This window comes from Sphingobium sp. 3R8, assembly GCF_020166615.1.
GTDB lineage: Bacteria > Pseudomonadota > Alphaproteobacteria > Sphingomonadales > Sphingomonadaceae > Sphingobium > Sphingobium bisphenolicum.
Window position 1 is genome coordinate 35,498 of sequence record NZ_JAIQXR010000009.1, and the last position, 24,793, is coordinate 60,290.

The 24,793-nt window shown below is 65.2% G+C and carries 27 protein-coding genes and 1 tRNA gene; 16 read left to right on the plus strand and 12 right to left on the minus strand.

What is annotated here, in order from left to right:
* Position 1: 1 nt before the first annotated feature.
* Positions 2-892 (minus strand): oxygen-dependent coproporphyrinogen oxidase, encoded by an 891-nt coding sequence (hemF, locus tag K9B33_RS10440; protein WP_224548586.1) that lies wholly within the window; start codon positions 890-892, stop codon positions 2-4.
* Positions 889-1,347, minus strand: coding sequence for a tRNA (cytidine(34)-2'-O)-methyltransferase (locus K9B33_RS10445; RefSeq protein ID WP_224548587.1), 459 nt, complete (start codon positions 1,345-1,347; stop codon positions 889-891). Before K9B33_RS10445 ends, hemF begins: the two co-directional genes overlap by 4 nt.
* Positions 1,348-1,556: 209 nt before the next feature.
* On the opposite strand from K9B33_RS10445, the gene petA reads away from it, so the two are divergent.
* The 5 genes from petA to K9B33_RS10470 all read left to right on the plus strand — a co-directional run bounded on the left by petA (position 1,557) and on the right by K9B33_RS10470 (position 6,130).
* A complete protein-coding gene (gene petA / locus K9B33_RS10450) occupies positions 1,557-2,123 on the plus strand; it encodes a ubiquinol-cytochrome c reductase iron-sulfur subunit (RefSeq protein WP_224548588.1) in 567 nt (188 codons plus the stop codon).
* 11 nt (positions 2,124-2,134) lie between these two features.
* Positions 2,135-3,427 carry a cytochrome b gene (locus K9B33_RS10455; RefSeq protein ID WP_224548589.1) on the plus strand — a complete coding sequence of 431 codons (1,293 nt, stop codon included), beginning with the start codon at positions 2,135-2,137 and terminating at the stop codon, positions 3,425-3,427.
* A 14-nt stretch (positions 3,428-3,441) separates the two neighbouring features.
* Positions 3,442-4,293 carry a cytochrome c1 gene (locus K9B33_RS10460; protein WP_224548590.1) on the plus strand — a complete coding sequence of 284 codons (852 nt, stop codon included), beginning with the start codon at positions 3,442-3,444 and terminating at the stop codon, positions 4,291-4,293.
* Positions 4,294-4,374: 81 nt separating this feature from the next.
* On the plus strand, positions 4,375-4,911 hold the full coding sequence (locus tag K9B33_RS10465; RefSeq protein WP_224548591.1) for an adenine phosphoribosyltransferase: 537 nt from the start codon (positions 4,375-4,377) through the stop codon (positions 4,909-4,911).
* A gap of 49 nt (positions 4,912-4,960) precedes the next feature.
* On the plus strand, positions 4,961-6,130 hold the full coding sequence (locus K9B33_RS10470; protein WP_224548592.1) for an endonuclease/exonuclease/phosphatase family protein: 1,170 nt from the start codon (positions 4,961-4,963) through the stop codon (positions 6,128-6,130).
* Here K9B33_RS10470 and K9B33_RS10475 read toward each other — a convergent pair.
* On the minus strand, positions 6,040-6,666 hold the full coding sequence (locus K9B33_RS10475) for a 5'-methylthioadenosine/S-adenosylhomocysteine nucleosidase (protein ID WP_224548593.1): 627 nt from the start codon (positions 6,664-6,666) through the stop codon (positions 6,040-6,042). The two genes, K9B33_RS10470 and K9B33_RS10475, sit on opposite strands and share 91 nt — an antisense overlap.
* Before the next feature lie 100 nt (positions 6,667-6,766).
* Between K9B33_RS10475 and K9B33_RS10480 the strand changes: the two genes are divergently transcribed.
* Positions 6,767-6,925, plus strand: a complete 159-nt coding sequence (locus K9B33_RS10480) for a hypothetical protein (protein ID WP_224548594.1) — start codon at positions 6,767-6,769, stop codon at positions 6,923-6,925.
* A 66-nt stretch (positions 6,926-6,991) separates the two neighbouring features.
* Here K9B33_RS10480 and K9B33_RS10485 read toward each other — a convergent pair.
* Positions 6,992-7,066, minus strand: a tRNA-Val gene (locus K9B33_RS10485).
* A gap of 144 nt (positions 7,067-7,210) precedes the next feature.
* Here K9B33_RS10485 and K9B33_RS10490 point away from each other — a divergent pair.
* Complete coding sequence (locus tag K9B33_RS10490; protein WP_224548595.1) at positions 7,211-8,542, plus strand: dicarboxylate/amino acid:cation symporter; 1,332 nt, start codon at positions 7,211-7,213, stop codon at positions 8,540-8,542.
* A gap of 24 nt (positions 8,543-8,566) precedes the next feature.
* On the opposite strand, the gene cpdR is transcribed toward K9B33_RS10490, so the two are convergent.
* Complete coding sequence (gene cpdR, locus K9B33_RS10495; protein WP_224548596.1) at positions 8,567-8,953, minus strand: cell cycle two-component system response regulator CpdR; 387 nt, start codon at positions 8,951-8,953, stop codon at positions 8,567-8,569.
* 142 nt (positions 8,954-9,095) lie between these two features.
* Between cpdR and K9B33_RS10500 the strand changes: the two genes are divergently transcribed.
* On the plus strand, positions 9,096-9,989 hold the full coding sequence (locus tag K9B33_RS10500; protein ID WP_224548598.1) for an N-formylglutamate amidohydrolase: 894 nt from the start codon (positions 9,096-9,098) through the stop codon (positions 9,987-9,989).
* Positions 9,990-9,992: 3 nt separating this feature from the next.
* On the opposite strand, the gene K9B33_RS10505 is transcribed toward K9B33_RS10500, so the two are convergent.
* The 3 genes from K9B33_RS10505 to K9B33_RS10515 all read right to left on the minus strand — a co-directional run bounded on the left by K9B33_RS10505 (position 9,993) and on the right by K9B33_RS10515 (position 14,311).
* Positions 9,993-11,900, minus strand: a complete 1,908-nt coding sequence (locus K9B33_RS10505; protein WP_224548600.1) for an acyltransferase family protein — start codon at positions 11,898-11,900, stop codon at positions 9,993-9,995.
* Between the two features lie 395 nt (positions 11,901-12,295).
* Positions 12,296-13,312: a class 1 fructose-bisphosphatase gene (locus K9B33_RS10510; protein ID WP_224548602.1), complete on the minus strand. Its 1,017-nt coding sequence runs from the start codon at positions 13,310-13,312 to the stop codon at positions 12,296-12,298.
* 102 nt (positions 13,313-13,414) lie between these two features.
* Positions 13,415-14,311 carry a tetratricopeptide repeat protein gene (locus K9B33_RS10515; protein WP_224548603.1) on the minus strand — a complete coding sequence of 299 codons (897 nt, stop codon included), beginning with the start codon at positions 14,309-14,311 and terminating at the stop codon, positions 13,415-13,417.
* Between the two features lie 138 nt (positions 14,312-14,449).
* On the opposite strand from K9B33_RS10515, the gene K9B33_RS10520 reads away from it, so the two are divergent.
* Together K9B33_RS10520 and K9B33_RS10525 are read left to right on the plus strand one after the other, a co-directional pair.
* A complete protein-coding gene (locus K9B33_RS10520; protein WP_224548605.1) occupies positions 14,450-15,238 on the plus strand; it encodes a TerC family protein in 789 nt (262 codons plus the stop codon).
* A gap of 301 nt (positions 15,239-15,539) precedes the next feature.
* Positions 15,540-15,881: a DUF2322 family protein gene (locus tag K9B33_RS10525; protein WP_224548607.1), complete on the plus strand. Its 342-nt coding sequence runs from the start codon at positions 15,540-15,542 to the stop codon at positions 15,879-15,881.
* Positions 15,882-15,981: 100 nt separating this feature from the next.
* Here K9B33_RS10525 and K9B33_RS10530 read toward each other — a convergent pair whose 3' ends face one another.
* From K9B33_RS10530 to K9B33_RS10540, 3 genes are all read right to left on the minus strand, one after another.
* On the minus strand, positions 15,982-17,352 hold the full coding sequence (locus tag K9B33_RS10530) for a class II 3-deoxy-7-phosphoheptulonate synthase (protein ID WP_224548608.1): 1,371 nt from the start codon (positions 17,350-17,352) through the stop codon (positions 15,982-15,984).
* 142 nt (positions 17,353-17,494) lie between these two features.
* On the minus strand, positions 17,495-17,842 hold the full coding sequence (locus K9B33_RS10535) for a Rap1a/Tai family immunity protein (protein ID WP_315975809.1): 348 nt from the start codon (positions 17,840-17,842) through the stop codon (positions 17,495-17,497).
* Positions 17,843-17,896: 54 nt separating this feature from the next.
* On the minus strand, positions 17,897-19,135 hold the full coding sequence (locus tag K9B33_RS10540) for a YceI family protein (RefSeq protein ID WP_224548610.1): 1,239 nt from the start codon (positions 19,133-19,135) through the stop codon (positions 17,897-17,899).
* 251 nt (positions 19,136-19,386) lie between these two features.
* On the opposite strand from K9B33_RS10540, the gene K9B33_RS10545 reads away from it, so the two are divergent.
* Complete coding sequence (locus K9B33_RS10545) at positions 19,387-19,824, plus strand: acyl-CoA thioesterase (protein WP_224548611.1); 438 nt, start codon at positions 19,387-19,389, stop codon at positions 19,822-19,824.
* Between the two features lie 92 nt (positions 19,825-19,916).
* Here the strand turns inward: K9B33_RS10545 and K9B33_RS10550 are convergent, their stop codons facing one another.
* A complete protein-coding gene (locus tag K9B33_RS10550; protein WP_224548612.1) occupies positions 19,917-20,294 on the minus strand; it encodes a DUF983 domain-containing protein in 378 nt (125 codons plus the stop codon).
* A gap of 93 nt (positions 20,295-20,387) precedes the next feature.
* On the opposite strand from K9B33_RS10550, the gene pabB reads away from it, so the two are divergent.
* The 5 genes from pabB to msrA all read left to right on the plus strand — a co-directional run bounded on the left by pabB (position 20,388) and on the right by msrA (position 24,793).
* Positions 20,388-21,557: an aminodeoxychorismate synthase component I gene (pabB, locus tag K9B33_RS10555; RefSeq protein WP_224548613.1), complete on the plus strand. Its 1,170-nt coding sequence runs from the start codon at positions 20,388-20,390 to the stop codon at positions 21,555-21,557.
* Between the two features lie 61 nt (positions 21,558-21,618).
* Positions 21,619-22,242 (plus strand): aminotransferase class IV, encoded by a 624-nt coding sequence (locus K9B33_RS10560; RefSeq protein ID WP_224548614.1) that lies wholly within the window; start codon positions 21,619-21,621, stop codon positions 22,240-22,242.
* A gap of 215 nt (positions 22,243-22,457) precedes the next feature.
* The gene (locus K9B33_RS10565) at positions 22,458-23,660 is read left to right on the plus strand and encodes a pyridoxal phosphate-dependent aminotransferase (protein WP_224548615.1); all 1,203 of its coding nucleotides are present in this window, start codon (positions 22,458-22,460) and stop codon (positions 23,658-23,660) included.
* Positions 23,661-23,982: 322 nt separating this feature from the next.
* On the plus strand, positions 23,983-24,135 hold the full coding sequence (locus K9B33_RS10570; RefSeq protein ID WP_224548616.1) for a hypothetical protein: 153 nt from the start codon (positions 23,983-23,985) through the stop codon (positions 24,133-24,135).
* Positions 24,122-24,793 (plus strand): peptide-methionine (S)-S-oxide reductase MsrA, encoded by a 672-nt coding sequence (msrA, locus tag K9B33_RS10575; RefSeq protein ID WP_224548618.1) that lies wholly within the window; start codon positions 24,122-24,124, stop codon positions 24,791-24,793. The genes K9B33_RS10570 and msrA overlap by 14 nt, the downstream gene beginning before the upstream one ends.

Genomic DNA, 24,793 nt, shown 5'->3' on the forward strand with positions numbered 1-24,793 from the left:
TTCAGCTCCAGCTCGCCATCGGCGGCAGGCTCATCAGGATCGCGTCGATATTGCCGCCGGTCTTGAGCCCGAACAGCGTGCCGCGATCATGCACCAGGTTGAACTCGGCATAGCGCCCGCGCCATTCCAGCATGGTGCGATAGTCTGCCTCGTCCCATGCGTCGCCCATGCGCCGCCGCACGATCGGCGGGAAGGCGTCGAGGAAGGCGTCGCCCACGGCGCGGGTGAAGGCGAAATGGGCGTCGAACGCCGCATCGTCCGCACATTCCAGATGATCGTAGAAAATGCCGCCGACGCCGCGATGCACGCCGCGATGGGGAATGAAGAAATATTCGTCGGCCCATGCCTTGAAGCGCGGATAATGATCGGCGTCATGCGCATCGCAGGCGGCCTTGAACACGCCATGGAAAAAATCCGTATCCTCCCGGCGCGGCAGTGGTGGATTGAGGTCGGCGCCGCCGCCGAACCAGCTCTTGGTCGTCACGAGATAGCGCGTATTCATATGCACGGCGGGCACATGCGGGTTGGCCATATGCGCGACCAGGCTGATGCCGGTGGCGAAGAAGGCGGGGTTATCGCCCGCGCCATGGATGGTCTGGGCGAAACCCGGCGCAAATTCGCCACCCACGGTGGAGACATTGACGCCGACCTTCTCGAACACCTTGCCCTTCATCACGCCGCGCACGCCGCCCCCACCTTCGCCCGGCGTCTGGCCCTCGGCCTCCCGGTCCCAGGCGGTATAGTCGAAGCGCGCCTCGCTGCCGGCCTCCCGCTCGATCGCCTCGAACGCGGCGCAGATGCGGTCGCGCAGCGATTCGAACCAGTTGCGCGCCGCCTGCTGCCGCGCGTCGAGGGCGAAGGGCACGGCGGGAATCGGGTTGCTGGCGGTCATTGTGGAAACTTTCCGGTCTGGCGAAGGGCCTCGGCGACGGCGATGCCCGTGGAAACGGCGATGTTCAAGGATCGAAAGCCTGGCGCCATCGGGATGCGGACGCGGATGTCGGCCAGGTCGCGCACGTCGTCGGGGACGCCCGCGCTTTCCGATCCCATCATCAGCACGTCCTCCGGCTGGAACTGGACGTCGGGCAATGTCTGCGAGGCATGGGCGCTCAGCAGCAGCAGGCGGCGGCCTTCCGCGCGACGCACCGCGTCGAAGGCGCCGAAATTGGCGTGGCGGGTGACGTCCGCGGCCTCGCCATAATCCATCGCCGCGCGCTTCAGGCGGGTGTCGGAAAAGGCGAATCCGGTCGGCATGATGATGTCCACGGGCACGGCGAAACAGGCGGCGAGGCGCAGGATCGCGCCGACATTGCCGGCAATCTCGGGTTGATAAAGGGCGATACGCATGGCCCGCGCCTTAATGCACTGCGGCAAATTGTCATAGGGGGCGCGAGTTTGCTGTTGGCAAAGAGCGCGCAGTCCGGTTATCAGGCGCGCAAACCACGCCGGGGGGTAGGCGGGGACCGTACTTGCACGGCACCCTAAATCCCTTGATAAACAGAGTCGGTCACGGCATTGCGGCGGGGTCAGGGACGTTATTGCAAGGGTAGAGGTGCATGGCGAGCGTTGAACATATAGACGGCACGGGTCCATCCGGCGAAGATGGCGTGCGCCGCCGCGATTTCATCAACATCGCTGCGGTGAGCTTCGCAGGGGTCGGGGCTGTCGCCACCGTCCTCCCGCTCATCGACCAGATGAACCCCAGCGCCGACGTGCTGGCGCTCGCATCGACGGAAGTCGATCTTTCCGCGATTCAGCCGGGACAGGCGATCAAGACCACCTTCCGCAGCCAGCCGCTATTCGTGCGCCAGCTGACGCCGAAGGAAATCGCCGAGGCCGACAAGGTTGACGCTTCGACGCTGCGTGATCCGCAGACGCTGGAAGAGCGCACCGTCGACGGGAAGAAGCAGTGGCTGGTGACGATGGGTGTCTGCACCCATCTGGGCTGCGTGCCGCTGGGCGCGGGCGAAGGCGAGAATCGCGGCGAATATGGCGGCTATTTTTGCCCATGCCATGGCTCGTCCTACGACACCGCCGCGCGCATCCGCAAAGGCCCCGCGCCCAAGAACCTGGAAGTGCCGAAGTTCAGCTTCACTTCCGACACCGCCATTCTCGTAGGCTGAGGTAAGAAACCATGAGCTTTCCCTGGGCTGAGCAATATACGCCTAAGCATCCCGTGATGCAGTGGGTCGATGAGAAGCTGCCGCTGCCGCGTCTCGTCTATAACGCTGTGGGCGCGGGCTATCCCGTGCCGCGCAACCTCAATTATTTCTGGAACTTCGGTGTTCTGGCCGGCCTCGCGCTGGTGATCCAGATCGTTACCGGCGTCATCATGGCGATGCATTATGGCGCCAATGACCTGGTCGCCTTCAGCACCGTCGAACAGACGATGCGCGACGTCAACGCGGGCTGGCTGATGCGCTACGCCCATGCCAACGGCGCCAGCTTCTTCTTCATCGTGGTTTATCTCCACATCTTCCGCGGCCTCTATTTTGGCTCCTACAAGGCGCCCCGCGAAATGGTGTGGCTGCTCGGCCTCGTCATCTTCCTGCTGATGATGGCGACCGCCTTCATGGGCTATGTGCTGCCCTGGGGCCAGATGTCCTATTGGGGCGCGAAGGTCATCACCGGCCTGTTCGGCGCGATCCCCGTGGTGGGCGAGCCGATCCAGACCTGGCTGCTGGGCGGCTTCGCTCCCGGTAACGCCTCGCTCAACCGCTTCTTCTCGCTGCACTTCCTGCTGCCCTTCGTGATTGCAGGCGTCATCATCCTGCACATCTGGGCGCTGCACATTCCGGGTTCCTCGAACCCGACCGGCGTGGAAGTGAAGGGGCCGCAGGACACTGTGCCCTTCCATCCCTATTACACCGCCAAGGACGGCTTCGGCGCGGGCATCTTCCTGATCGCCTTCTCCATCCTGCTGTTCTTCGCCCCCAACTTCCTGGGCCATCCGGATAACTATATCGAAGCGAACCCGCTCTCGACCCCCGCGCACATCGTGCCGGAATGGTATTTCTGGCCCTTCTACGCCATCCTGCGCGCCTTCACGGTGGACTTCTTCTTCATCCCGGCCAAGCTGCTGGGCGTGCTGGCGATGTTCGCGTCGATCCTGCTGCTGTTCTTCCTGCCCTGGCTGGACACCTCGCCGGTGCGTTCGGGGCGCTATCGCCCGACCTTCCGGAAATTCTGGTGGATCCTGCTCGCGGACGTAGCGGTGCTGGGTTACTGCGGCGGCGCGCCGGCGGCGGAACCCTTCGTGATGATCTCGCAGATCGCGGCGGCCTATTATTTCGCCCATTTCCTGATCATCCTTCCGCTGATCTCGCGCTTTGAAAAGCCGCTGCCGCTGCCCGGCTCGATCACCGAGGCCGTGCTGGCGAAATATGGCAAGACCGACGGCGAAACCGTCGCGGTCCCGGCCGAATAAGGGGTAGAGGTAATATGGTACGCATCGGCGCATTTCTCGTCGGCCTCTTCTTCGCGGGCTGGCTGGTCATTTCCTTCCTCGTAGGCGCCTATGCCTATGTCACTGAGCCGCCGGCGGCCACGGTGGAGCATGAGTTCCACCTGGCGCCCAAGCATGTGTCTTTCTCGTTCGACGGACCGCTCGGCAAATATGACCAGGCGCAGTTGCAGCGCGGCTTCCAGGTTTTCAAGGAGGTCTGCTCGGCCTGTCACAGCCTGAAATTCGTCGCTTTCCGCGACCTCGCGGCGCTCGGCTATAATGAAGCGGAAGTGAAGGCGATCGCCAAGCAGTGGGCGATCAAGACCCCGTCGGTCGATCCGGCCACGGGCGAAGCGTCCAGCCGCGAACCGGTTCCGGCCGATCACTTCCCCAAGCCCTTCGCGAACAATGTCGCGGCGGCAGCGGCGAACAACAATGCGATCCCGCCCGATCTGTCGCTGATGACCAAGGCCCGCCATCATGGCAGCGCCTATGTTTATTCGCTGCTGACGGGCTTCCAGGCGCAGCCGGCCGAATTGCTCAAGGAGTTCCCGGACTCCAAGACGCCGGAAGGGCTGCACTACAACCCATATTTCGCCAACCTGAACCTCGCCATGGCGCCGCCGCTGACGGCCGAAGGCCAGGTGACCTATGGCGACGGCACCAAGGCGACGGTCGACCAGATGGCGCAGGACGTAGCTGCGTTCCTGACCTGGACCGCCGAACCGAAGCTGGAAAATCGCCGCCGTGCAGGGCTTGCGACCATCCTCTTCCTGCTGATCGCGACGGGCCTGGCCTATATGTCCTACCAGAATATCTGGGCGGACAAGAAAAAGGCCGCCGCCTGACGGCCGATGTCCGCAGGGACGACAGACTAAAGGGGGCGCGGTTTCGATTGGAACCGCGCCCTTTTTCATTATGGAGACGCCATGAGCATCGACAGCCTGACCGCGCTGGTCCGCACTATCCCCGATTTCCCCAAGCCGGGCATCCAGTTCCGCGACGTGACTACCCTGCTGGCCGACGCCAGGGGGCTGGCCGAACTGGTCGATCATATGGCTGCGGTGGCCCGGCCGCTCGATCCGGACCTGATCGTGGGGATAGAGGCCCGCGGCTTCATTCTGGGCGCGGCGCTGGCGCTGGCGCTGGGCAAGGGCTTCGTGCCGGTACGCAAGGCAGGCAAGCTGCCCGGCAAGACCGTGGGCATCGACTATGTGCTGGAATATGGCACCGACCGGCTGGAATTGCACGAAGGACAGGTGCCGCATGGCGTGCGGGTGCTGCTGGTCGACGATCTGATCGCCACCGGCGGCACAGCGCTGGCGGCCGCGCAACTGCTGCGCGAACAAGGCGCGAGCGTCCTGATGGCCCTGTTCGCCATAGACCTGCCCGATCTGGGCGGCATGGCCGCGCTGGAGGCGGACGGCGTCGCGGCGCAGGCGATCATCGCCTTCGACGGCGACTGACCTTCGACGGCGACTGACCTTCGACGGTTATGTGGTGGGGTTGAGGCATATGCTGGCAAGGGCGAACCGGTCGATCTCGGCCATCCGTCACGCCGTCCTCGCGTTTGCGCTCCTTATATCGGGCTGTGCCGCGCCCTTGCCCTTGCGATCGCTAGCGTGCGGCGGGGGCGCCCCGATCATCGCTGCGACGCCCGACGGACAGATCGCCGCCACCACATTGTCCGTGCTCACCTATAATATCGAGGGGCTGGGCTGGCCCGCCCGCACGGGCCGCGCACCGTCGTTGCGCGCCATCGGCGATCGCCTCGCAAATCTGCGCGCAGCGGGACAGGCGCCCGACATCATCCTGTTCCAGGAAATGTTCAGCGGGGCAGCGAAGCGGGCGGTCGCCGCCACCGGCTATCCCGCGATCGTCACCGGTCCCCGCCGCACCACCCGCGCCCGTGGCGTGACGAAGGAAACGCTGCCCGGCAAATCCCATATCAAACGCGGCGAGATCGGCCTGCACCTGACCGGCAGCGGCCTGGCCATCGCGTCGCGCTATCCGATCGTGGAGGTCGATATGCACGCCTATGGTCGTCGTTCCTGCGCGGGGATCGACTGCCTCGCCAATAAGGGGATCGTGCTGGCGCGCATCGTCATTCCCGGCGTGCCGACGCCGATCGACATTTACGACACGCATATGAACAGCCGCGGCGCCTCGCGTGCGCCGGCCCATCGCAACCTCGCCGCGCACGACCGCCAGTCGCTCGAAGCCTCGGCCTTCATCGACCGCAGCCATGACGATGCCTATCCGTTGATTTTCGGCGGCGATTTCAACATGCGCCATTCCGAATCGCGCTGGGAGAATTTCTCGCGCTATCAGTCGCTCGATCTGGTGCATCGCATATGTGCCGATCCTGCGTCGGATTGCGACGTGCGCCTGTCCTGGGACGGCGACGAACCGTGGATGGACACGCAGGATCTGCAATTTTTCTGGCCGGGCGACAGGGTGTCGATCCGCCCGATCCGGATCGAGGCGATGTTCGACGGCGGCCTGAGCGGTCCGCGATTATCCGACCATGACGGCTTTTTGGTCACCTACCGCCTGTCCTGGCCCCGCGGCCAGCCCGCGCAGGGCTGTCAAACTCAGGCGGCGCGCGCCAGCGCTTCTGGCAGCAGGTCCACCGCCGCCGCCAGCCGTTCGTCGAGCAAGTCCAGCAACTCCATCCAGCCATGAATGTGATCCAGCTCGCCTGGTCCGTCCGATATGCCGCGCAGGCCCATCAGCGGCACGTCGAAGCGTGCGCAGGCCCGCGCCACCGCGAATGTCTCCATGTCGACCATGTCCGCATCGATCGTGGCATAGTCCGCACCGCCCACGATATTCGCGCCGGTCGACAGGCGAGCGAGCGGCAGAGCCAGCGGCGTCGCCAGCGGCAGGTCGACGGGATGGTCGATGAAGGGGGTCACGCCCCTGGTGAAGCCCAGTCGCGACGCATCCATGTCGCGCCACGATACACTCGCCACCTGGAATATATCGCCGAGCGGGCAAAGGCGCGATCCCGCGGATCCCAGGCAGACTAGGAGGTCGGGCAAGGCCCGTTGCCGCTCCATATCCTGCAGGGCCATGCCGGTGGCCAGCGCCGCTTCGACCGGTCCGACACCGGTCAGCAGCGGCGTGAATCGCGCGCGCAGATGCGGCCCATATTCGGCTTCGACCGCCATCACGAACAGCACGCGCCGCCCGCCCATGGTTTCGCATCCCATCGTCATGGCCGATCCTTTGCCCTCATTGCCTGTCTGTAATGTTCGGGACATCCCCGTGACAGCAGCGCAGCTTATAGTCGAGAGCCTGTTTCCCCGTGAGTCGACCATGCGCATGCCCATTCCCATTCCCTTCCCCGTCCGATTCTCCGATGAGGAAACGATCACCGCCGCCGACATAGAAGCCTGGGCGAAGGTTGAGCGTGCCCTGGCGGGCAAGCGCGACGCCTGCCAGAAGCTGCGCCGGGGAGTAGCTGCGGCACGCTAGGCCGGATCCATCAAAGATGGGAAAAGAGAAAGCCCGCCGCTTCGAGAGAAGCGACGGGCTTTGTCATGGTGGGCGTGGCAAGGATTGAACTTGCGACCCCTGCGATGTCAACACAGTGCTCTACCACTGAGCTACACGCCCGCCGTGGAGGGGGCCAATAACGGGGGTAGGGCGACCGCGCAAGCGGGAAATTGAAACGCGCCGATATTCTTCTGGCCGATATTCTTCTGGACAGGCCGGGGGTGACTCATATGCTGCGATCCAAACAGGGGGACGCCAAGACATATGCTGCCATCGCCATCTTCGCCGGTTCAGGCGGCGTCCCGGCTGCCCTTCTATCGCCAGCTCTATGTCCAGGTGCTCGTCGCGATTGCGCTGGGCGTGCTGATCGGCCATGTCTGGCCCGACGCAGGCAAGCAACTCAAGCCGCTGGGCGAGGCCTTCATCAAGCTGGTGAAGATGGTCATCGCTCCGGTCATTTTCCTGACCATCGTCACTGGCATTGCGGGAATGAAGGAGCTGGGCGCGATCGGCCGGGTGGCGGCCAAGGCGTTCGCCTATTTCCTGACCTTCTCCACCCTGGCGCTGGTCGTCGGCCTCATCGTCGCCAATGTCGTGCAGCCCGGTGCGGGCCTCAACATCGATCCCGCGACGCTCGATGCCGGCAAGGTGGCGGACTATGCCCATCAGGCGCATGAGCGCACGCTGACCGGTTTCCTGATGAGCATCATCCCGTCGACCATGGTGTCGGCGGTGGCGGACGGCAACATCCTTCAGGTATTGTTCGTGGCGATCCTGTTCGGCATTGCGCTGACCATGATCGGCGACAGGGCGCAGCCGCTGATGATGGTGCTCGAATCCGCCAGCCATGCGGTGTTCAAGCTGGTCGCCCTGCTGATGAAGGCGGCGCCGATCGGCGCCTTCGGGGCGATGGCCTTCACCATCGGCGAATATGGCGTCGGCACGCTCGCCAATCTCGCCGGGCTGGTGGCGACCTTCTACCTGACCTCGCTGCTGTTCGTGCTGGGCGTCTTGGGCACGGTGGGCTGGTTCGCGGGGTTCAACATCCTCCACTTGATCCGCTATCTGAAGGCGGAACTGCTGCTGGTGCTGGGCACATCCTCATCGGAAGCCGCGTTGCCCAGCCTGATCGAGAAGATGGAGCGCGCCGGTTGCCGCAAGTCGGTCGTAGGGCTGGTCGTGCCGACCGGCTACAGCTTCAACCTCGACGGCACCAATATCTATATGACGCTGGCGGCGTTGTTCATCGCGCAGGCGTGTAACGTCCATATCAGCCTGGAGCAGCAAATCCTGCTGCTGCTGGTCGCGATGATCTCGTCGAAGGGCGCGGCGGGGGTCACCGGCGCGGGCTTCATCACGCTCGCCGCGACGCTCTCGATCGTGCCGTCGGTGCCGGTGGCCGGCATGACGCTGATCCTGGGCGTCGACCGTTTCATGAGCGAGGTCCGGGCTCTCACCAACTTCATCGGCAATGCCGTGGCGACGATCGTGGTGTCGGCCTGGGAGAAAGGGCTGGACCGCGAGCGGTTCAACGCCGCCATGGCGGGGCGGCCGCTCGATCCGACGCCCGACATGGAGGAAGTGGTGCCCGATTAAAGCCGGGCGTCGCGGGAGCCGGTTTTAGGGATTGTCCGTCGAGGCCGGGACGCTTTCGCTGCCGAACATTCGCTCGACCTCCAGCACCAGGTCGCGCAGGTGGAAGGGCTTGGACAGCACCTTGGCCTGCGGCACCGCCTTGCCGGCCTTCAGCGTGACCGCGGCGAAGCCGGTGATGAACATGATGCGCATGTCCGGCGCCACCGACGCGGCATGTTGCGCCAGTTCGATACCGTCCATTTCGGGCATCACGATATCGGTCAGCAGCAGGTCGAACCGGTCCGTGTCGATATGGGGCAGCGCGTCGCGGCCATTCTCCACCGACACGACCTCATACCCCGACCGTTCCAGCGCACGGGCCAGATAGGTCCGCATGCTCTCGTCATCTTCGGCCAATAAAATGCGAACCATCGCCCCCAACACTCTCATCCGGCCGCCCCGCAGCCCTTGGCGCGCACCCGACGGGGTGGCGCGAAGCCCCTTTATATGCGACAAGGTGTAAATATTATCCAGCCGGGCAAGTTTTTTCGGCGCGCTGGCGAAAGGAGCCGCATTGGATCATTCCGCGCCGCGCGCCCCGAGCCATAGCGAAGCCGCCTTCGACCTGTACGGTCCTGCGATTCCTGATCGTCCCGTCGTGATTTCTGTCCCCCATGCGGCCCGCGACTATGGCGACGATCTGCTGGCCGACGCGCGCGTGCCCTTGTCGATCCTGCATCGGTTGGAGGATCGCTGGGCCGACCTTCTGGTCCACCCTTTGATCGCGCTGGGTTTCACCGTCGTCGTCGCCCGCGCGCCGCGCGCGCTGATCGACCTCAACCGACATGAGCGCGAGATCGATCCCGGCATGATCGCCGACCTGCCGCGCGACGCCGCGCTCCAGAGCAGCGCCAAGCTGCGCGGCGGCCTTGGCCTCTTCCCGCGTCGCCTGCCGGGCGCGCATGAATTGTGGCGCGGCCCGATGCGCTGGGCGGAGGCCCGCCGCCGGATCGAAACACTGCACCGGCCCTATCACGCGGCGTTGGCCCAGGTGATGGCCGCGGCGCGCGACGCGCACGGCCATGCGATCCTGATCGACATTCATTCCATGCCGCCGCTGCCTCCGTCCGGCGCCGGCAGGCCGGCGCCGGCTATTGTGCTGGGCGACCGGTTCGGTCGCAGCGCCTCGACCCGGCTGATGACGCTGGCGGCCGATGTCGCGGGGGGTCAGGGCCTGATCGTGGCGCAGAACCACCCTTATGCCGGCGACCATCTCATCGACCGGCATGGCCGGCCGGAGCACGGGTTACACGCGCTGCAGGTCGAAATCGATCGCGTGCTCTATCTGGATGCGACGCTGGACCGACCGGGGCCGGGTCTAGTGCGGATGCAGGCGGTCGTGACGCGCATGGTGCAAGCGCTGGCGGCGGAATTGCCGCGCGCGGGCTATGCACTGGCCGCCGAATAGGGGTCAGCGGCCGGCTGCGATCACCCACCGCGCACCCGTGGTGCTGAGATGGTGCGAATCGAAATAGAGCGGCTCGCCGTCGCGTTCGATGGCGCAGGAGCCGGTCGGGCACAGGGCCGCGACGGGATCGATCAGCGACACCCCACGCGCCTGCCAGCGGGCGAAGAGGGCGCGCAGATGCGCGGTTCTTGCTTCGACATGGGCGCGGTCGATGCCGCGTGCCTCTGCAAGCTTTCCGGCCTGCGCCAGATGGGCCAGATGGCGCGGTACGTCGAACGGCTGGGGCGGCACCGGCCCGATCAGCACCACCTGCCGTCCTTCGGCACGGATGGCGGCGATGGTGCGGTCCAGCTTGGCGACGAAGGCGGGATCATCGAAATCGCCATTGGCCCAGAAGGCGGCCAGGTAAATGCGCCGGATTGCCGGATCGGCGCGAATCGCATCGAATGCCGTCTGGTTCGCGGCGGCGCAGCGGGCGTCCTTCGCCTCATAGCCCAGCACAGGCGGGCAACTCGACGTGGTACGTTCGATCAGCGATCGATTCTGCGCCTTGGCATCCAGCGACAAGGCGTAGGCCAGTTCGACGCCATGGCTGTCGCCCCATAGCATAGCGTCGGGCGGCACCGATGCGCCGAGGGTGCAGGGCGTCGCGTTACGCATGAATATGTCGTGGCATTGCTTGCGCGTCGGCGCGAAATCCTTCTGCCCTGCCATCTGCGCCAGCACCTGCGGACCGAAGCGCGAGGGCCAGCCGCCCATCGCCAGCAGCGTCAACGCCAGCGCGCAGAGCAGGCTCATCGCCGCCGCGGTGAACAGGAAGATCGTCCGCGCCGGCATGCGTCGTGGATCGCGGAAGGGGCGCTCGACCAGGCGCCAGGACAATGTTCCCGCCAGCAGCGCTGCGCCGATAACCGCGATCCGCGTCCCTCCCGCGAGCGGCAGGTCGGTCGCATATTCGGTGAAGACGATCAGCGGCCAGTGCCACAGATAGAGTGAGTAGGAGATCAACCCTATGCCGACCAGCGGGCCCCAGCCCAGCAACCGGCCGATCCGCGTGTCGGGGGCGGCATGGATCAGTGCAGCGGCGCCCAGCACCGGGGCGAGGGCGGTGATGCCGGGAAAGATCGTGGTGCGATCATACAAGGCGACGGCCAGTGCGATCGCGAGCAGCCCCAGCCCGGCCACCAGTTCGCGCAGCCAGCGCGCCCGGATCGCCGGCACGGCGCCCAGCGCCAGCAAGGCCCCGGCGAACAATTCCCAGGCGCGGGTCGGCAACAGGTAGAAGGTGAAGCCGCTGGTGTCCCGTTGCATGACGATCGCGAGCGCCAGCGATGCTGCGGCGATGGCGGCTACGACCCCGGTGCGCCAGCGCGGCGCATAGCGCGCCAGCAGCATCAGCAGGATCGGGAAGCCGATATAATATTGCTCCTCCACCGCCAGCGACCAGGTGTGGAGCAGGGGCTTCACGTCCGCGCCGCCGGAAAAATAGCCGGTGTCGGTGAAGAACCACAGATTGGAGGCGAACAAGGTCGCCGCCAGCGCCGACCGCGGCACGCCTTCCAGATCGCCGGGCAGATAGAACCAGGCCGCGCCAGCCAGCACGATCAGGATCATCAGCGCCAGCGCGGGCATGATCCGGCGGAAGCGGCGTTCGTAGAAACGGGCGAGCGAGAAGCGGCCGTCATCGACTTCGCGGGCGATGATCCCGGTGATCAGATAGCCCGATATGACGAAGAAGATGTCGACCCCGACATAGCCGCCCGAAAAGCCCGGCACATGGGCGTGGAACAGCAGCACCGGCAGGATCGCGAGTGCGCGCAGTCCGTCGATGTCGCGGCGATAGCGCGCGGCGGAATGGGGGGCATTGGCGGTTCCATCCGCCGGTCCCGAAGCGGGAACTGGTCCGTGCATGGCGCCGGGCTTAACGGCCAAGCCCTGACATTTGCTTTATGCGGGCGGATGCGACTCGGAAAAAGAGTGCGACTGCGCAGCAGGCTGCGACGGCGGCGCGGTGTGTCGGCGCCCGATTGCGGAATTTGCAATCGCACCTCTGTCCTTCGCATTTGCGAAAATCCGGCCGGCGAGACAAAAAGACTGTGCCTTTCAGGCATCCTCTCCTAAAACTTTCGGGCCGGTCTTGCGATCGGCCTTTTTTTTGTCATTCGGTTGGGCTAGAGCGACATGGCTGTTCGGCGCGCCATATAACAAGTTTCTGGAGAGGAGCCGCCGGTAAGACCGGCAAGGCGAGCCGAAGTATCAGGGGGATCGAGCGCCAGCCGCGCTCTCCCCCTTTTTTCTCGCCCGGCTCAGGCCGTCTCCATTTCCTTGCCATAAGCGACGACCGCCGCCACTTCGGCCTTGTCGCCCAGCACCACGCCGACGCGCTGGTGCAGGCCGGTGGCGGGAACGTCCATGATGGGCATGAAGCCGTCGCTCGACGCGCCGCCCGCCTGCTCGATCAAATAGCTCATCGGATTGGCTTCATACATCAGGCGCAACTTGGCCTTGCCCGGATTGCGGTGGTCATAGGGGTACATGAAGATGCCACCGCGCTTCAGGATGCGATGCACGTCGGCCACCATGGAGGCGGTCCAGCGCATGTTGTAATCCTTGCCGCACGGCCCCGCGCCACCCGCGACGCGCTCGTCGATATAGCGGGTGATGGCGGGCGACCATTGGCGGCGGTTGGACATGTTGATCGCGAACTCGCACTTGCCCTGGGGCATCTTCATGTCCGGGTCGGTCATGACCCAGCTTCCCACTTCGCGGTCGAGCGTGAATTCGAACACGCCGGTGCCGACGCTGAGCACCAGCAGCGTCTGCGGCCCGTAGATGGCGTAGCCCGCAGCGACCTGCTGACGGCCGTCCTGGAGGAAATCCTCTTCCGTCACCTGCCGCCCGGCGCAGGCGTCGGGCGCCTTCAGAACCGAGAAGATGGTGCCGACCGACAGATCGACGTCGATATTGCTGGAGCCGTCGATCGGATCGAACAGCAGCAGATATTCGCCCTTGGGATAGCGATTGGGGATGAGATGGATCGTTTCCATCTCTTCCGAGGCCATCGCGGCCAGATGCCCGCCCCATTCATTGGCGTCGAGCAGCAGTTCATTGGCGATCACGTCCAGCTTCTTCTGCACCTCGCCCTGCACATTCTCGCTCTCGAGGCTGCCCAGCACTTCGCCCAGCGCACCTTTGCTCACCGCATGGCTGATCGTCTTGCACGCGCGCGCGACGGTTTCGATCAGCAGGCGCAGTTCGCCGGGCAGGACATTGGCGTTGCGTTGCTGTTCGATCAGGAAACGGGTCAGGGTGGTCCGGGACATATGCCGCCTTTCGCAAGAGATGGGTTTTGCGGCGCTATGCCGCGGCATGGAAGGGAACGGCCCGTCGCTACGGCACCCGTCCGCGCAAGTCCAGATGCCGCATCATCCTTCCGTCGCCCGCCGTTGCGCGTCGTCGCGCCCGACCGCCAGGTCGCGGACGCGGGTCGCATCCTCCTCCGCGCCGCCGGCCTGGCGATAGGCGTGCTCGGCCCCGGCATAATCGCCGGCCCGTTCGGCGCACAGGCCGGCGTTGAACAGCAGCGACGGGTGGCCGGGCAGCGTCCCCGCCATTGCCGCCCATTGGCCGCAGGCCGCCACCGGATCGCGCTGCGACAGGCGGATGCTGTCCTTGAACGCCTGTCCCATCGCCTTGTCCATGCCCTCGCGCCCTTCGCGCAGGCGGATGCGATAATCCTCATGGCGCGGCAGAATGTCGTCGGCGAAGCGGTCGGCCGCGGTCCGCACCATTCTGGCTACGACCTCCCTGGGGCTGGGCTTGCCCTTGTCGCCGGGGCAGGTGGTGATGGTCTCGCTCTGCGGCCGGGTCTGGGTATAGAGGATGCGCCCGTCGTCGCTGCGCGCCACGCGCAGGGTGGAGGAGAAGCTGACCATTTCCTGCAGGCAGGTCGCCTCCACCTTGTCCTTGCGCACGCATTTGTCGCCCTGCTTTTCGGCGCATTGCTCGACCTTGCGCTTGACGTCGCCCTCGCGCACCGATGCGTCGGCCATGCCGCTGACCAGCACATCGGCGTCCGGCCCGCGGCGCGACAGGGCAACGAGGTCGTAATAGGGCCGCCCATCGGGACCGCGCCGGCTCAACTGCCCCTCGATCGCCAGCCCCAGCGCCATGCCGTCGCGGCCGGCGATCCGGTCGATGCCGATGCTGCGGGCCAGGCTGACATCCCGATAGGGCGCCGGGAAATGGCCGTTCATTTCGAAGACTTCGGCATAGGCCGGCGCCGCGAGGCCCAGCGCCGCAAGGCACAGCATGAAACGCATCGATATTCCCCCCAAACCGAACGGTCCAGCATTAGAAACTGGGCCTTCGGGCATCAAGCAGCAACAAAGCGACGCTAGCATGATTGCGCCGTTTCGGTACGCTGCTGCTTGTCCCGACCGGGTGCAATAGAGGATGCTATGGACAGTCTGATTACCGCCTTCACCGACCCTACGGCCCTTGCCGCGCTCGTTGCGCTGGTGGTGATGGAGGTGGTGCTGGGCATCGACAATCTGGTCTTCATCTCCATCCTGACCAACAAATTGCCCGAAGCGCAGCGGCCCAAGGCGCGCAAGATCGGCATCGGCCTGGCGCTGGCGATGCGGCTGGTGCTGCTTTCCATGATCGCGTGGATCGTGGGACTGACGCAGCCTGTGTTCGACCTGGGGCTGAGCGGCCCGCTGGACCAGCATGGCGCGCCGACGTTCGAAACCAATTTTTCCTGGCGCGACCTGATCCTGATCGCAGGCGGCCTGTTCCTGATCTGGAAGGCGACCCGGGAAATCCACCATAATGTCGATCCGACACCGGCGGACGGGGGGCTGGACAAGAAGGGCGTCGCGACCATGACCTTCGGCGCGGCGATCGTGCAGATCATTCTGCTCGACATGATCTTCTCGCTCGATTCGATCCTGACGGCGGTGGGCATGACGGACAATCTGGCGGTCATGTACATCGCCGTGATCGTGGCGGTGACGGTGATGCTGATCGCGGCCGATCCGCTCGCCAACTTCATCGCGCGCAACCCGACCGTGGTGATGCTGGCGCTGGGCTTCCTGCTGATGATCGGCGCCGTGCTGATCGCCGACGGTTTCGGCGTGCATGTGCCCAAGGGCTATATCTACGCGGCGATGGCTTTCTCCACGCTGGTGGAGTGTCTGAACATCTTCGCGCGCCGGGCGCAGCAGCGGAAGAATGTGGCAGAGTAGGGGCGGCAAGGTCGTAGCGCCGAAGTTCACACCGTTGTCGGGCGATATCGGCCCGACGCGCTTGCCAAGCGCCTGCAAAGCGTCCCCGACGCGTCCCTTCCTACACCATGGCGGCACGACCGGCGCGCCAGGGACGTGGCAGTTTTCGCGCGGCAGATAAGGGCAGGTATTGGGATCCATCGATCAGGATAGATCAGATGAAATCCTACATTGGAAGCTTGTTGGATTGTGCCGGATCGATTGCGCAGGCGGGCGGAAGATGCAAAAGGCCGCCGCGACTATCAGGACAGGACCAAGACCCATGCTGGCAAAAATCGAACCGGGCGCGACCTTCAAGGATAATCTGGCCGGGCTGCCGTCGATCGACGGGCTGGCGCGTATCGACCTGACGGATGCGCATGGCGCGATCGTTGCGACGATCGAAAACCAACCGGGCAAGCAGGGCTCGCTCGCGGTCTATCATTATCTTGGGCAGGCGTTCGGCGCGCTGGACGCGGCCGCGGCGGACCATGGCCTGGCCCTATTCGCGGAACATATCGCCGATGCCCGCAACCGTCCGGGCGCGCATCCCAATGTCGATCGGCTGATCGCGATTGCCGAAGGTGGCGCGCCCCTGACGATCGTGGTGGTGGCTGAGGGCTGACCGAGCCTTTTGCTGCTTTCAGAAGAAAGAGGCTTCGACAGGCCCAGGCATTATATAGAGCAAGGGGGCAGGATCGCATGATCCCGCCCCCTTTTTTCGTTCAGGCCGCGGCGCGGCGTTCCTTCAGTTCTTCATTGAGCATTTCGGCGAGCAGGAAGGCCAGTTCCAGGCTCTGCGCCGCGTTCAGGCGCGGGTCGCAATGGGTGTGGTAGCGGTCGGCGAGGCCCTCGTCGGTGATGGCGATGGCGCCGCCGGTGCATTCCGTCACATTCTGGCCGGTCATTTCGGCATGGATGCCGCCGCCGAAGCTGCCCTCGGCGCGATGCACGGCGAAGAAGCCGCGCACTTCGGCCAGGATGCGCTCGAACGGGCGGGTCTTGTAGCCGTTCGCCGCCTTGATGACGTTGCCGTGCATCGGGTCGCAGGACCAGATGACTGGATGACCTTCGCGCAGCACAGCGCGGACCAGCTTGGGCAGGCCCGCTTCGATCTTGTCATGGCCATAGCGGGTGATGAGCGTGATGCGGCCGGCTTCCCGCTTCGGGTTCAGCGTGTCGAGCAGGCGTAGCAGTGCATCCGGTTCCAGGCTGGGACCGCATTTCAGGCCGATCGGATTGCCGATGCCGCGCAGATATTCGACATGGGCCGACCCTTCGAAGCGGGTGCGGTCGCCGATCCACAACATGTGCGCGGACGTATCGTACCAGTCGCCGGTCAGCGAATCCTGGCGGGTCAGCGCCTGTTCGAACGGCAGCAGCAGCGCTTCATGGCTGGTGTAGAAGCTGGTGCCGCCCAACTGGGGCACGGTTTCGGCGTCCAGACCGCAGGCGCGCATGAAGTCGAGCGCCTGGCCGATCTGGTCGGCCATCGCCTCGAATTTCGCGGCCCAGGGGCTGCGGCCCATGAAATCGAGCATCCAGCCATGGACGCGATCCAGCGACGCATAGCCGCCGGTCGAGAAGGCGCGCACCAGGTTCAGCGTCGCGGCCGACTGGTTATACGCCTGCACCATGCGCTGCGGGTTCGGCTCGCGGGCTTCGGGCGTGAAGGCGATGTCGTTGACATTGTCGCCGCGATAGCTGGGCAGTTCCACGCCGCCGATCGTCTCGGTATCGGCCGAGCGCGGCTTGGCGAACTGGCCGGCCATGCGGCCGACCTTCACCACCGGCAGCTTCGACGCGAAGGTCAGCACCACCGCCATCTGAAGCAGCACGCGGAAGGTGTCGCGGATATTGTTCGGATGGAATTCCGCGAAGCTTTCCGCGCAGTCGCCGCCCTGCAACAGGAAGGCGTCGCCGGTCACGACCTTGGCGAGATCTGCCTTCAGGTTGCGTGCCTCGCCCGCAAAGACGAGGGGCGGAAACTGGCCAAGCTGGGCCTCTACCGAGGCAAGCGCCTCTGCGTCCCGGTAAAAGGGCATCTGGATGCCCTTATGCTCCCGCCAGCTTTCCGGCGTCCACTTCGCCGCCACGTCGAGTCTCCTTCGCACAAGATAAAATAGGCGCCGCCCCTACGCTTGTCTGCGGGGCAAGGCAAGAATGTACCAGTTAGGCCATGGGCGCGCGCAATGAATTGTCGCGATCAGGCTTTCAGAGGAACCTGGTCGGCTCGCTCTATTTCGTGCAGGGCCAGCGCTCGTTCAAGGCCACGCTGACGAGGACCGAGGCGGGCGTCTTGCGCTGGTCGGGCCAGCGTTCGAGATAGGCGATGACGGTCTTGCGGGCTTCTTCCGCGCTCATCCGGTCGGGCCAGCAGACCGGGCGGGCGCGGCCGATGAACATGTCCTTGCGGATGCCGTCGACCACGCCGACGATATAAGCGGTGCAGGCGAGCGCATATTCCGGCGCCTTGTTGCGGCATTTGGCGAGCAGGGTCGTGCCGGTTTCGAACATGAAGGCCTGCGCCGCGACCGGGGTGGGGGATGCGGCGAGCAGGGCAGCGGCTAAGGGGAGGAGGCGCATCATCATGTGTCCCTTATCCTGTTCCGGCCTGCGCGGGAGCAGGCTGTTTTTTCTTCAATTCTTTCGCTTCGCGGTGAAGGCGAAGGTCAGCGCCACCTGCGGACCAAGCCCGCCGCTGCTGTCGCCATTGCCCACGCCGAAAAGCGCGCGGGTGATGGTGGCGCTGCCCGACACCTTGCGGGTTGCGTCCTTGCCGGACAGGGTGAAGCGGATCGTCTGCGGTTTGGACACGCCCTTGAGCGTCAGCGTGCCGCGGGCGCGGTAGCTGTTCGGACCGATGGCTTCCGCGCCCTTGGCCGTGAAGGTTGCGGTGGGATGAGCGGCGACACCGAAAAATTCGTCGCCGGGCAACATCCCGTCCTTATAGGCGTCGCCCACGCTGGCCGAGGCCATGTCGATCGTCACCTGGATATCGGCGCTGTCGGGATGATCGGGGTCCATGACGATCTGCGCGGTCCATTTGGAAAAGCTGCCGCTGATCGTCTCGCCATCATTGCCGACGGAGAAGCCGATGCGGCCGCCGGGTTGCACCGTCCATGCGGGGGGCGGGCCGGCGGGTTGTTCGGCGACGGCGGCGCTGTCGTTCGCGGCTGCGTTTTCAGCCGGGACGGCGGCGTTGGCGGCTTCCGCGACATTGGCGTCTTCCGCCGCGGCATTGGCGGGCTCTTCCGCGACCGGGACGGGCGCCGATGCAGCCTGCGGCGCGGGCAGGATCGCGCGGCCGGCGACGAAGCCGACCAGAATCAACGCGGGCAGCCCGATCAGCAGAGCGGTGGAGCGCCCCGGCACCATCCGCCAGATGAGGCCATCGCGCATCAGCAGATGATGGCGCAACGCGCCCGCGACGTGCAGCGCCAGCAGCGCGATGCCCAGCCAGGCGAGCAGGCCATGGCCGTTTTCGGCGAGGCCATGCGCACTCGCTGGCAAGGGCAGATGGGGCAGGGGGATGACGCCGAACAGCAAGGTCGGCACCTTGACCTTTGCGGTCGATACCAGCGCCCAGCCGGTGAGCGGCGCGCCCAGCATGAAGGCGTAGAGACCGACATGTACGCCCGACGCCAGCGCGCCCTGCCAGCCGCCCTCCAGCTTGGCCGGGCGCGGCTTCCAGTAACGCACCGCGATCCGCACCAGCGTCAGCGCCAGCACGGTGATGCCGACCGACTTGTGCATCTGATAGAGGGCGAAGCCGCGCGCGCCCAGATCCTCCAGCGCCCAGCCGACGGCGATCTGAAAGGCGAGCAGGGCGGCGATCGCCCAGTGCAGGAAGATGGCGGCCCGGCTATAGCGTTGCATGGTGGTTCCCTGGATCATGGCGGACCCGAAACTATGATGCCCGCGCGCCCAAGTCCATCGACCGGGCGCGAAACGCTGCGTTGCTCGTTGGCGGCGCGCTGTGTCTCAAAGGACGCAGTTGCGGCATTTTTATGGGCGCGATTGCATCACCCGCCATCCGGGTTAAGAGGCTTATCTGTTGGATTGACGCGATTTCCGGCGTCCGATCGGAAGTCGCTACGGCACGCTCATAATCAGGGAAATAGCAGGACATGGCCAAACCCGAATCCTGGCGTCTGAACCCGGAGGCTTATCGCTTCGTCACCAGCATCGACACGCGGTTCCAGGATCTCGACACCATGGGCCATATCAACAATGTGGCGATCTCCGGCATTTTCGAAACCGCGCGCATCCGTTTCCACCATCATATGGGCCGCCATCCGCAGGAGCAGGGCGTGCGCTGGCTGGTCGCGAACGTGAACCTGAACTTCGTCGAGGAATCGCATTTCCCTTATCCGTTCGAGGTGCATTGCGCGATCGGCCATATCGGCCGCACCAGCTGGACGATCAGTTCGGCCGGCTTCCAGAAGGGCGTGTGCGTCGCCACCTGCGACACCACGGTCGTCACCCATGGCGCCGAAGGCCGCCGCGCGATCGACGACACGCTGCGCGAGGCGATGGAGCTGAACTTCCTGCGCCAGCCGGAGTGATTTCAAGTGCCATTTAAGCGTTGCGTGTTCCCGCCTGCGCGGGAACACGCAGTGCGTTAGTCAGCAGTCAAGGGACTGAATGTCGATCGGTCCTAGCGAAATCCCGCCATGCGCCGGCTCCATTGCACCGCGATCACCGCGCCCTTGACCGGCTGGATCATCGCCACGGCCAGCAGCACGGCGAGGCTGGGCCAGATCAGCGCCTGCCAGCCCAGCGGGATGGCGAGGGCGCTGTTCACCTCGATCATCAGGGGCACCAATATATGGCCCAACAGCAAGATGACGATATAGGCGGGGAAGTCGTCCGCCTGATGCGCGTCGAGCGCCAGGCCGCAGGACGGGCAATTGGGCGCGGTCTTGAGGAAGCGGGCGAACATGCGCCCCTCGCCGCAGGCCGGGCATCGTCCCCGCAGCCCATGGCCGATGGCGGCGCCGGTCGGGCGATCGGACGAGGGTGCGGGATCGGTCACGTCCCGGCAGCTAGGGGCTTTGAATGCCGGGCGCAATGGCGCGTCTGTGGCTTACCGCCTTTCGCCGATTGTAAAGCCTGTTAAGAAGCGCCCATGCGTCTGCCCGGTCCCAACGAAGCCTATTGTCTGTTCGACGACGCGCGCGCGCGCAGCGTGGCGCCCGCGCGCCTCTACCGCGACCCGGTGGAGGTCGTCGTCGCCCGCCGCATGGCCGATGTGCAGCCTGCGCTCGACCGCATCGCCGAAGCGCAGGAGAGCGGTCTGCATGTCGCGGGCTATATGGCCTATGAGGCGGGACTGGCGCTGGAGGAGCGGCTGGCGCCGATCGCGCACCGGCAGGACGCAGGCGCTGCACCCCTGCTGTGGTTCGGCCTGTTCGAAGGGGTGCGGCTGATCCCGCCCGGCACGCTGCCCGACCTGCTGCCCGACCCGGCGGGCGCGACCGTCGGCCCGCTGCGCCCCTTGGTGGACGAGGCCGCCTATGGCGTCGCCTTTGGCCGAGTGCAGGATTATATCCGCGCCGGCGACATCTATCAGGTCAATCTGACCTTCCCCTGCGATGTCGATGTCGCGGGCGACCCGCTCGCCCTCTATGCCGCGGTCCGGCCGCGCGCCGCGGCGGGCTATGGCGGGGTGATCCGCACCGGCGATCGATCGATCCTGTCCTTCTCGCCCGAACTCTTCTTCACCCAGGTCCGCGGCCAGTTGACCGCGCGACCGATGAAGGGCACCGCCACCCGCGCCGCCGACCCGGATGCAGATGCGGCGCAGGCCCGCTGGCTGGAAAGCGACGCCAAGCAACGCGCCGAAAATCTGATGATTGTGGACCTGCTGCGCAACGACCTGTCGCGGGTGTCGCGCGCGGGCAGCGTGATCGTGCCCGACCTGTTCAAGGTCGAAACCTATCCTACCGTGCATCAACTGGTGTCGACGGTGCGTGCGCGCATCCTGCCCGGCCTGTCGCCGGTGGACGTGTTGCGCGTGTTGTTCCCCTGCGGCTCCATCACCGGCGCGCCCAAGGTGCGGGCGATGGAGATCATCGATGCGGTCGAACCCCATGCGCGCGGCGTCTATACCGGCACGATGGGCTGGATCGACCCGGAAGGCGACGCCGCCTTCAATGTTGCCATCCGCACCATTTCCGTCGAAGAAGGCGCAGGGACGGGGCGGCTCGGCCTGGGGTCCGGTATCGTCGCGGATTCGGATTGCGCATCCGAATGGGCGGAGTGCCTGGCCAAGGGGCGCTTCCTGTCGCTCCCTTGACCCTGGGCCTGATCCCTTAAGGGTGGTTGACTTTTGGCGCGGTGGGGCTTGAAAAGTTTCAATGGCATTGGCTGACGGACGGTTCGACCTCATCGAAACCATGGCCTTCGACCCGCTCGAAGGCATCAGGTTGCTGGAACTGCATCTTGAGCGGATCAAGGCGAGCGCCGACGCGCTCGGCTTCCATTTCGATCGCCATGATGTGCGCAACGAATTGCAGGCTGCGACCTTCCGCCTGCGCGACCGCAGCCGGGTGCGGCTGATGGTGTCGCGCGGCGGGGCGATCGCGATCGAGGTGCGCGGTCATCTGGGCTGGCCCGACCCGATCATGAAGGTCGCGGCCGTGCCGCGCCATGCGCCCGCGGATGACCTGCGCCTGCTGCACAAGACCAGCGATCGCAGCCTCTACAAGGACGCGCTGAAACGTGGCGGCACCTATGAAGTGCTGCTGATCGATGCGCAGGGCTATCTGACCGAAGGCTGCTTCTCCTCCATCTTCGTCGAACGGGGCGACAAGCTGGTGACGCCGCCTCTGGCGCGCGGCATCCTGCCCGGCATCTTGCGCCAGAGCCTGATCGACATGGGGGAGGCGGTGGAAGGCGACCTGCGCCCCTACGACCTGGAGCGCGGCTTCTTCATCGGCAATGCGGCGCGCGGCATGGCCGCCGCGACATGGTCGCGGTGACTGGGTAACGCCGAATATGGCGCGATAGCCGCGCTATTGTGCCGTAAAGCCAATAAGCGGCATCTGGCCGGTTGCCCCTTTCTCCGTTGCACATTAAGGGACGCCGCGTCCGCTTTTATTGCGGACGTTGGGGATTCTATATTTTTTTGACGCGATTTCCGAGTCAACAGGCTGTTTCGCCTAGTTTGAAATCGCTCTGAGGAAAGATTGTTGCCATGAGCCAGACTTCTGCCGCCTTGGGTCGCATCCAGCCGTCCGCCACGCTCGCCATGAGCGCCCGCGTGAACGCGCTCAAAGCCGAAGGCGTGGACGTTATTGGCCTGTCGGCCGGCGAGCCGGACTTCGACACCCCCGATTTCGTCAAGGAAGCGGGCATTGCGGCGATCCGCAACAACCTGACCCGCTACACCGACGTGGACGGCACTGCCGATGTCAAGGAAGCCGTCGCCTTCAAGTTCAAGCGCGACAATGGCCTGACCTACAAGCGCAGCCAGATCAGCGTCAATTCGGGCGGCAAGCACACATTGTTCAACGCGCTGGTCGCGACCGTCGATGCGGGCGATGAGGTCATCATCCCGGCGCCCTATTGGGTCAGCTATCCCGACATCGTGAATTTCGCGGGCGGCACCCCGGTGTTCATCGAAGGCCCGGCGAGCCAGGGCTACAAGATCACCGCCGCCCAGCTGGACGCTGCGATCACGCCGCGCACCAAATGGGTGATGCTCAATTCGCCGTCCAATCCGTCGGGCGCGGCCTATTCGGCCGACGAACTGAAGGCGCTGGCCGACGTGCTGCTGCGTCACCCGCATGTGCTGGTGATGACCGACGATATGTATGAGCATGTCTGGTACGCGTCGACTCCCTTCGCCACCATCGCGCAGGTCTGCCCGGAGCTGTACGACCGCACCTTGACGGTCAATGGCTGCTCCAAGGCCTTCTCCATGACCGGCTGGCGCATCGGTTTCGCCGGTGGTCCCGAATGGATCATCAAGGCGATGAGCAAGCTCCAGTCGCAGTCGACCAGCAATCCCTGCTCGATCAGCCAGGCCGCCGCCGTCGCCGCGCTGACCGGCCCGCAGGACTTCCTGGAAGAGCGTAACGGCGTGTTCCGCAAGCGCCGCGACATGGTCGTCGCCATGCTGAACGACGCGCCGGGGCTGGATTGCCCGACGCCCGAAGGCGCCTTCTACGTCTATCCCGACGCCAGCGGCGTGATCGGCAAGGTGACGCCCAAGGGGGTGACGATCGACAGCGACGAGACGCTGATCGGCTATTTCCTGGACGAAGCGAAGGTCGCCGCCGTTCATGGCGCGGCCTTCGGCCTCTCGCCGGCCTTCCGCATCAGCTATGCGACGTCGGACGACGTGCTCAAAAAGGCCTGCACGCGGATTCAGGAGGCGTGCGCCGCGCTTCGTTAACGAGAAAGCCGCACCAGCCTTCAAGAGAGGCACGTGCCTCGCTTGAAGGCTGGTGCGGTTCCGCGCGGCATCGCCGCGCCGAGAAATATCACAAAATGGAAACGGTCCTTTTCGCACCGCGCCGTCTTGCGATTGACGCGGCATGGCTTATATGCCCGTTGCATAGAGAAACTGATTTAAGGACTGCCGCCTTTCGTCGTTCTGTCCCTGGCACTGGTCGAAACCCGCTCCCGCGCGGCCGGCCGTTCAGTCAGGGGCAAGGCGCATGGAGGTAGTCGACAGGTCGAGACGGCCTGAACCATATTTTAGAAAGGCGTTGGCCATGGTGGCATTCCTGAAATCCGATCTGTTCCTGCGCTTCCTGGGCGGGTTCGCGATCGGCGCGGTGGGCATGTTCATGCTCCAGCCGGAGGAGGCTCCGGTATTCGGATCGCCCGCGATTGCGGCGACCTCGACCAACAGTGCGGCGCTCTGACAGCCTCGCCCTGATTGCTCTGGCGGCGCTTGTCGTCGCCACGCCTTTGCGCGCCGAGCGCGCCGTCCTCGCCCCCGTTCCGACCATCGACGCCGCGCCCACGCGCAAGCTGGAGACGGCCGTGTTCGCCGGCGGCTGCTATTGGGGCGTCGAGGGGGTCTTCTCCCACGTCAAAGGTGTCCACCTCGTCGTCTCCGGCTTTGCCGGCGGACCGCGCGACCGCCGTGTCGACTATGACATGGTGAGCGGCGGCGACACCGGCTATGCCGAGGCCGTGCGCGTCACCTACGATCCCGCGCAGGTCAGCTACGGCACCTTGCTGCGCGTCTTCTTCTCAGTGGTGGCCGATCCCACCACGCTGAATTATCAGCAGCCCGATCATGGCACCCAATATCGCAGCGCGCTGTTCCCGCTGAACGACGGGCAGGCCAAGGCGGCGACCGCCTATCTGGCGCAGATCGGCAAGGCAGGGCTGTGGCGCGATCCGATCGTGACCAGGGTGGAGCGCTTCACCGGCTTCCAGAACGCCGCGCGGGACCATCAGGATTTCATGCGGAAGAACCCGCGCCATCCCTATATAATGCGCTGGGACGTGCCGAAGCTGGCCGCGTTCAAGGCGATGTTTCCGACCCTCTATCGCGAGACGCCGTCGGCCTGA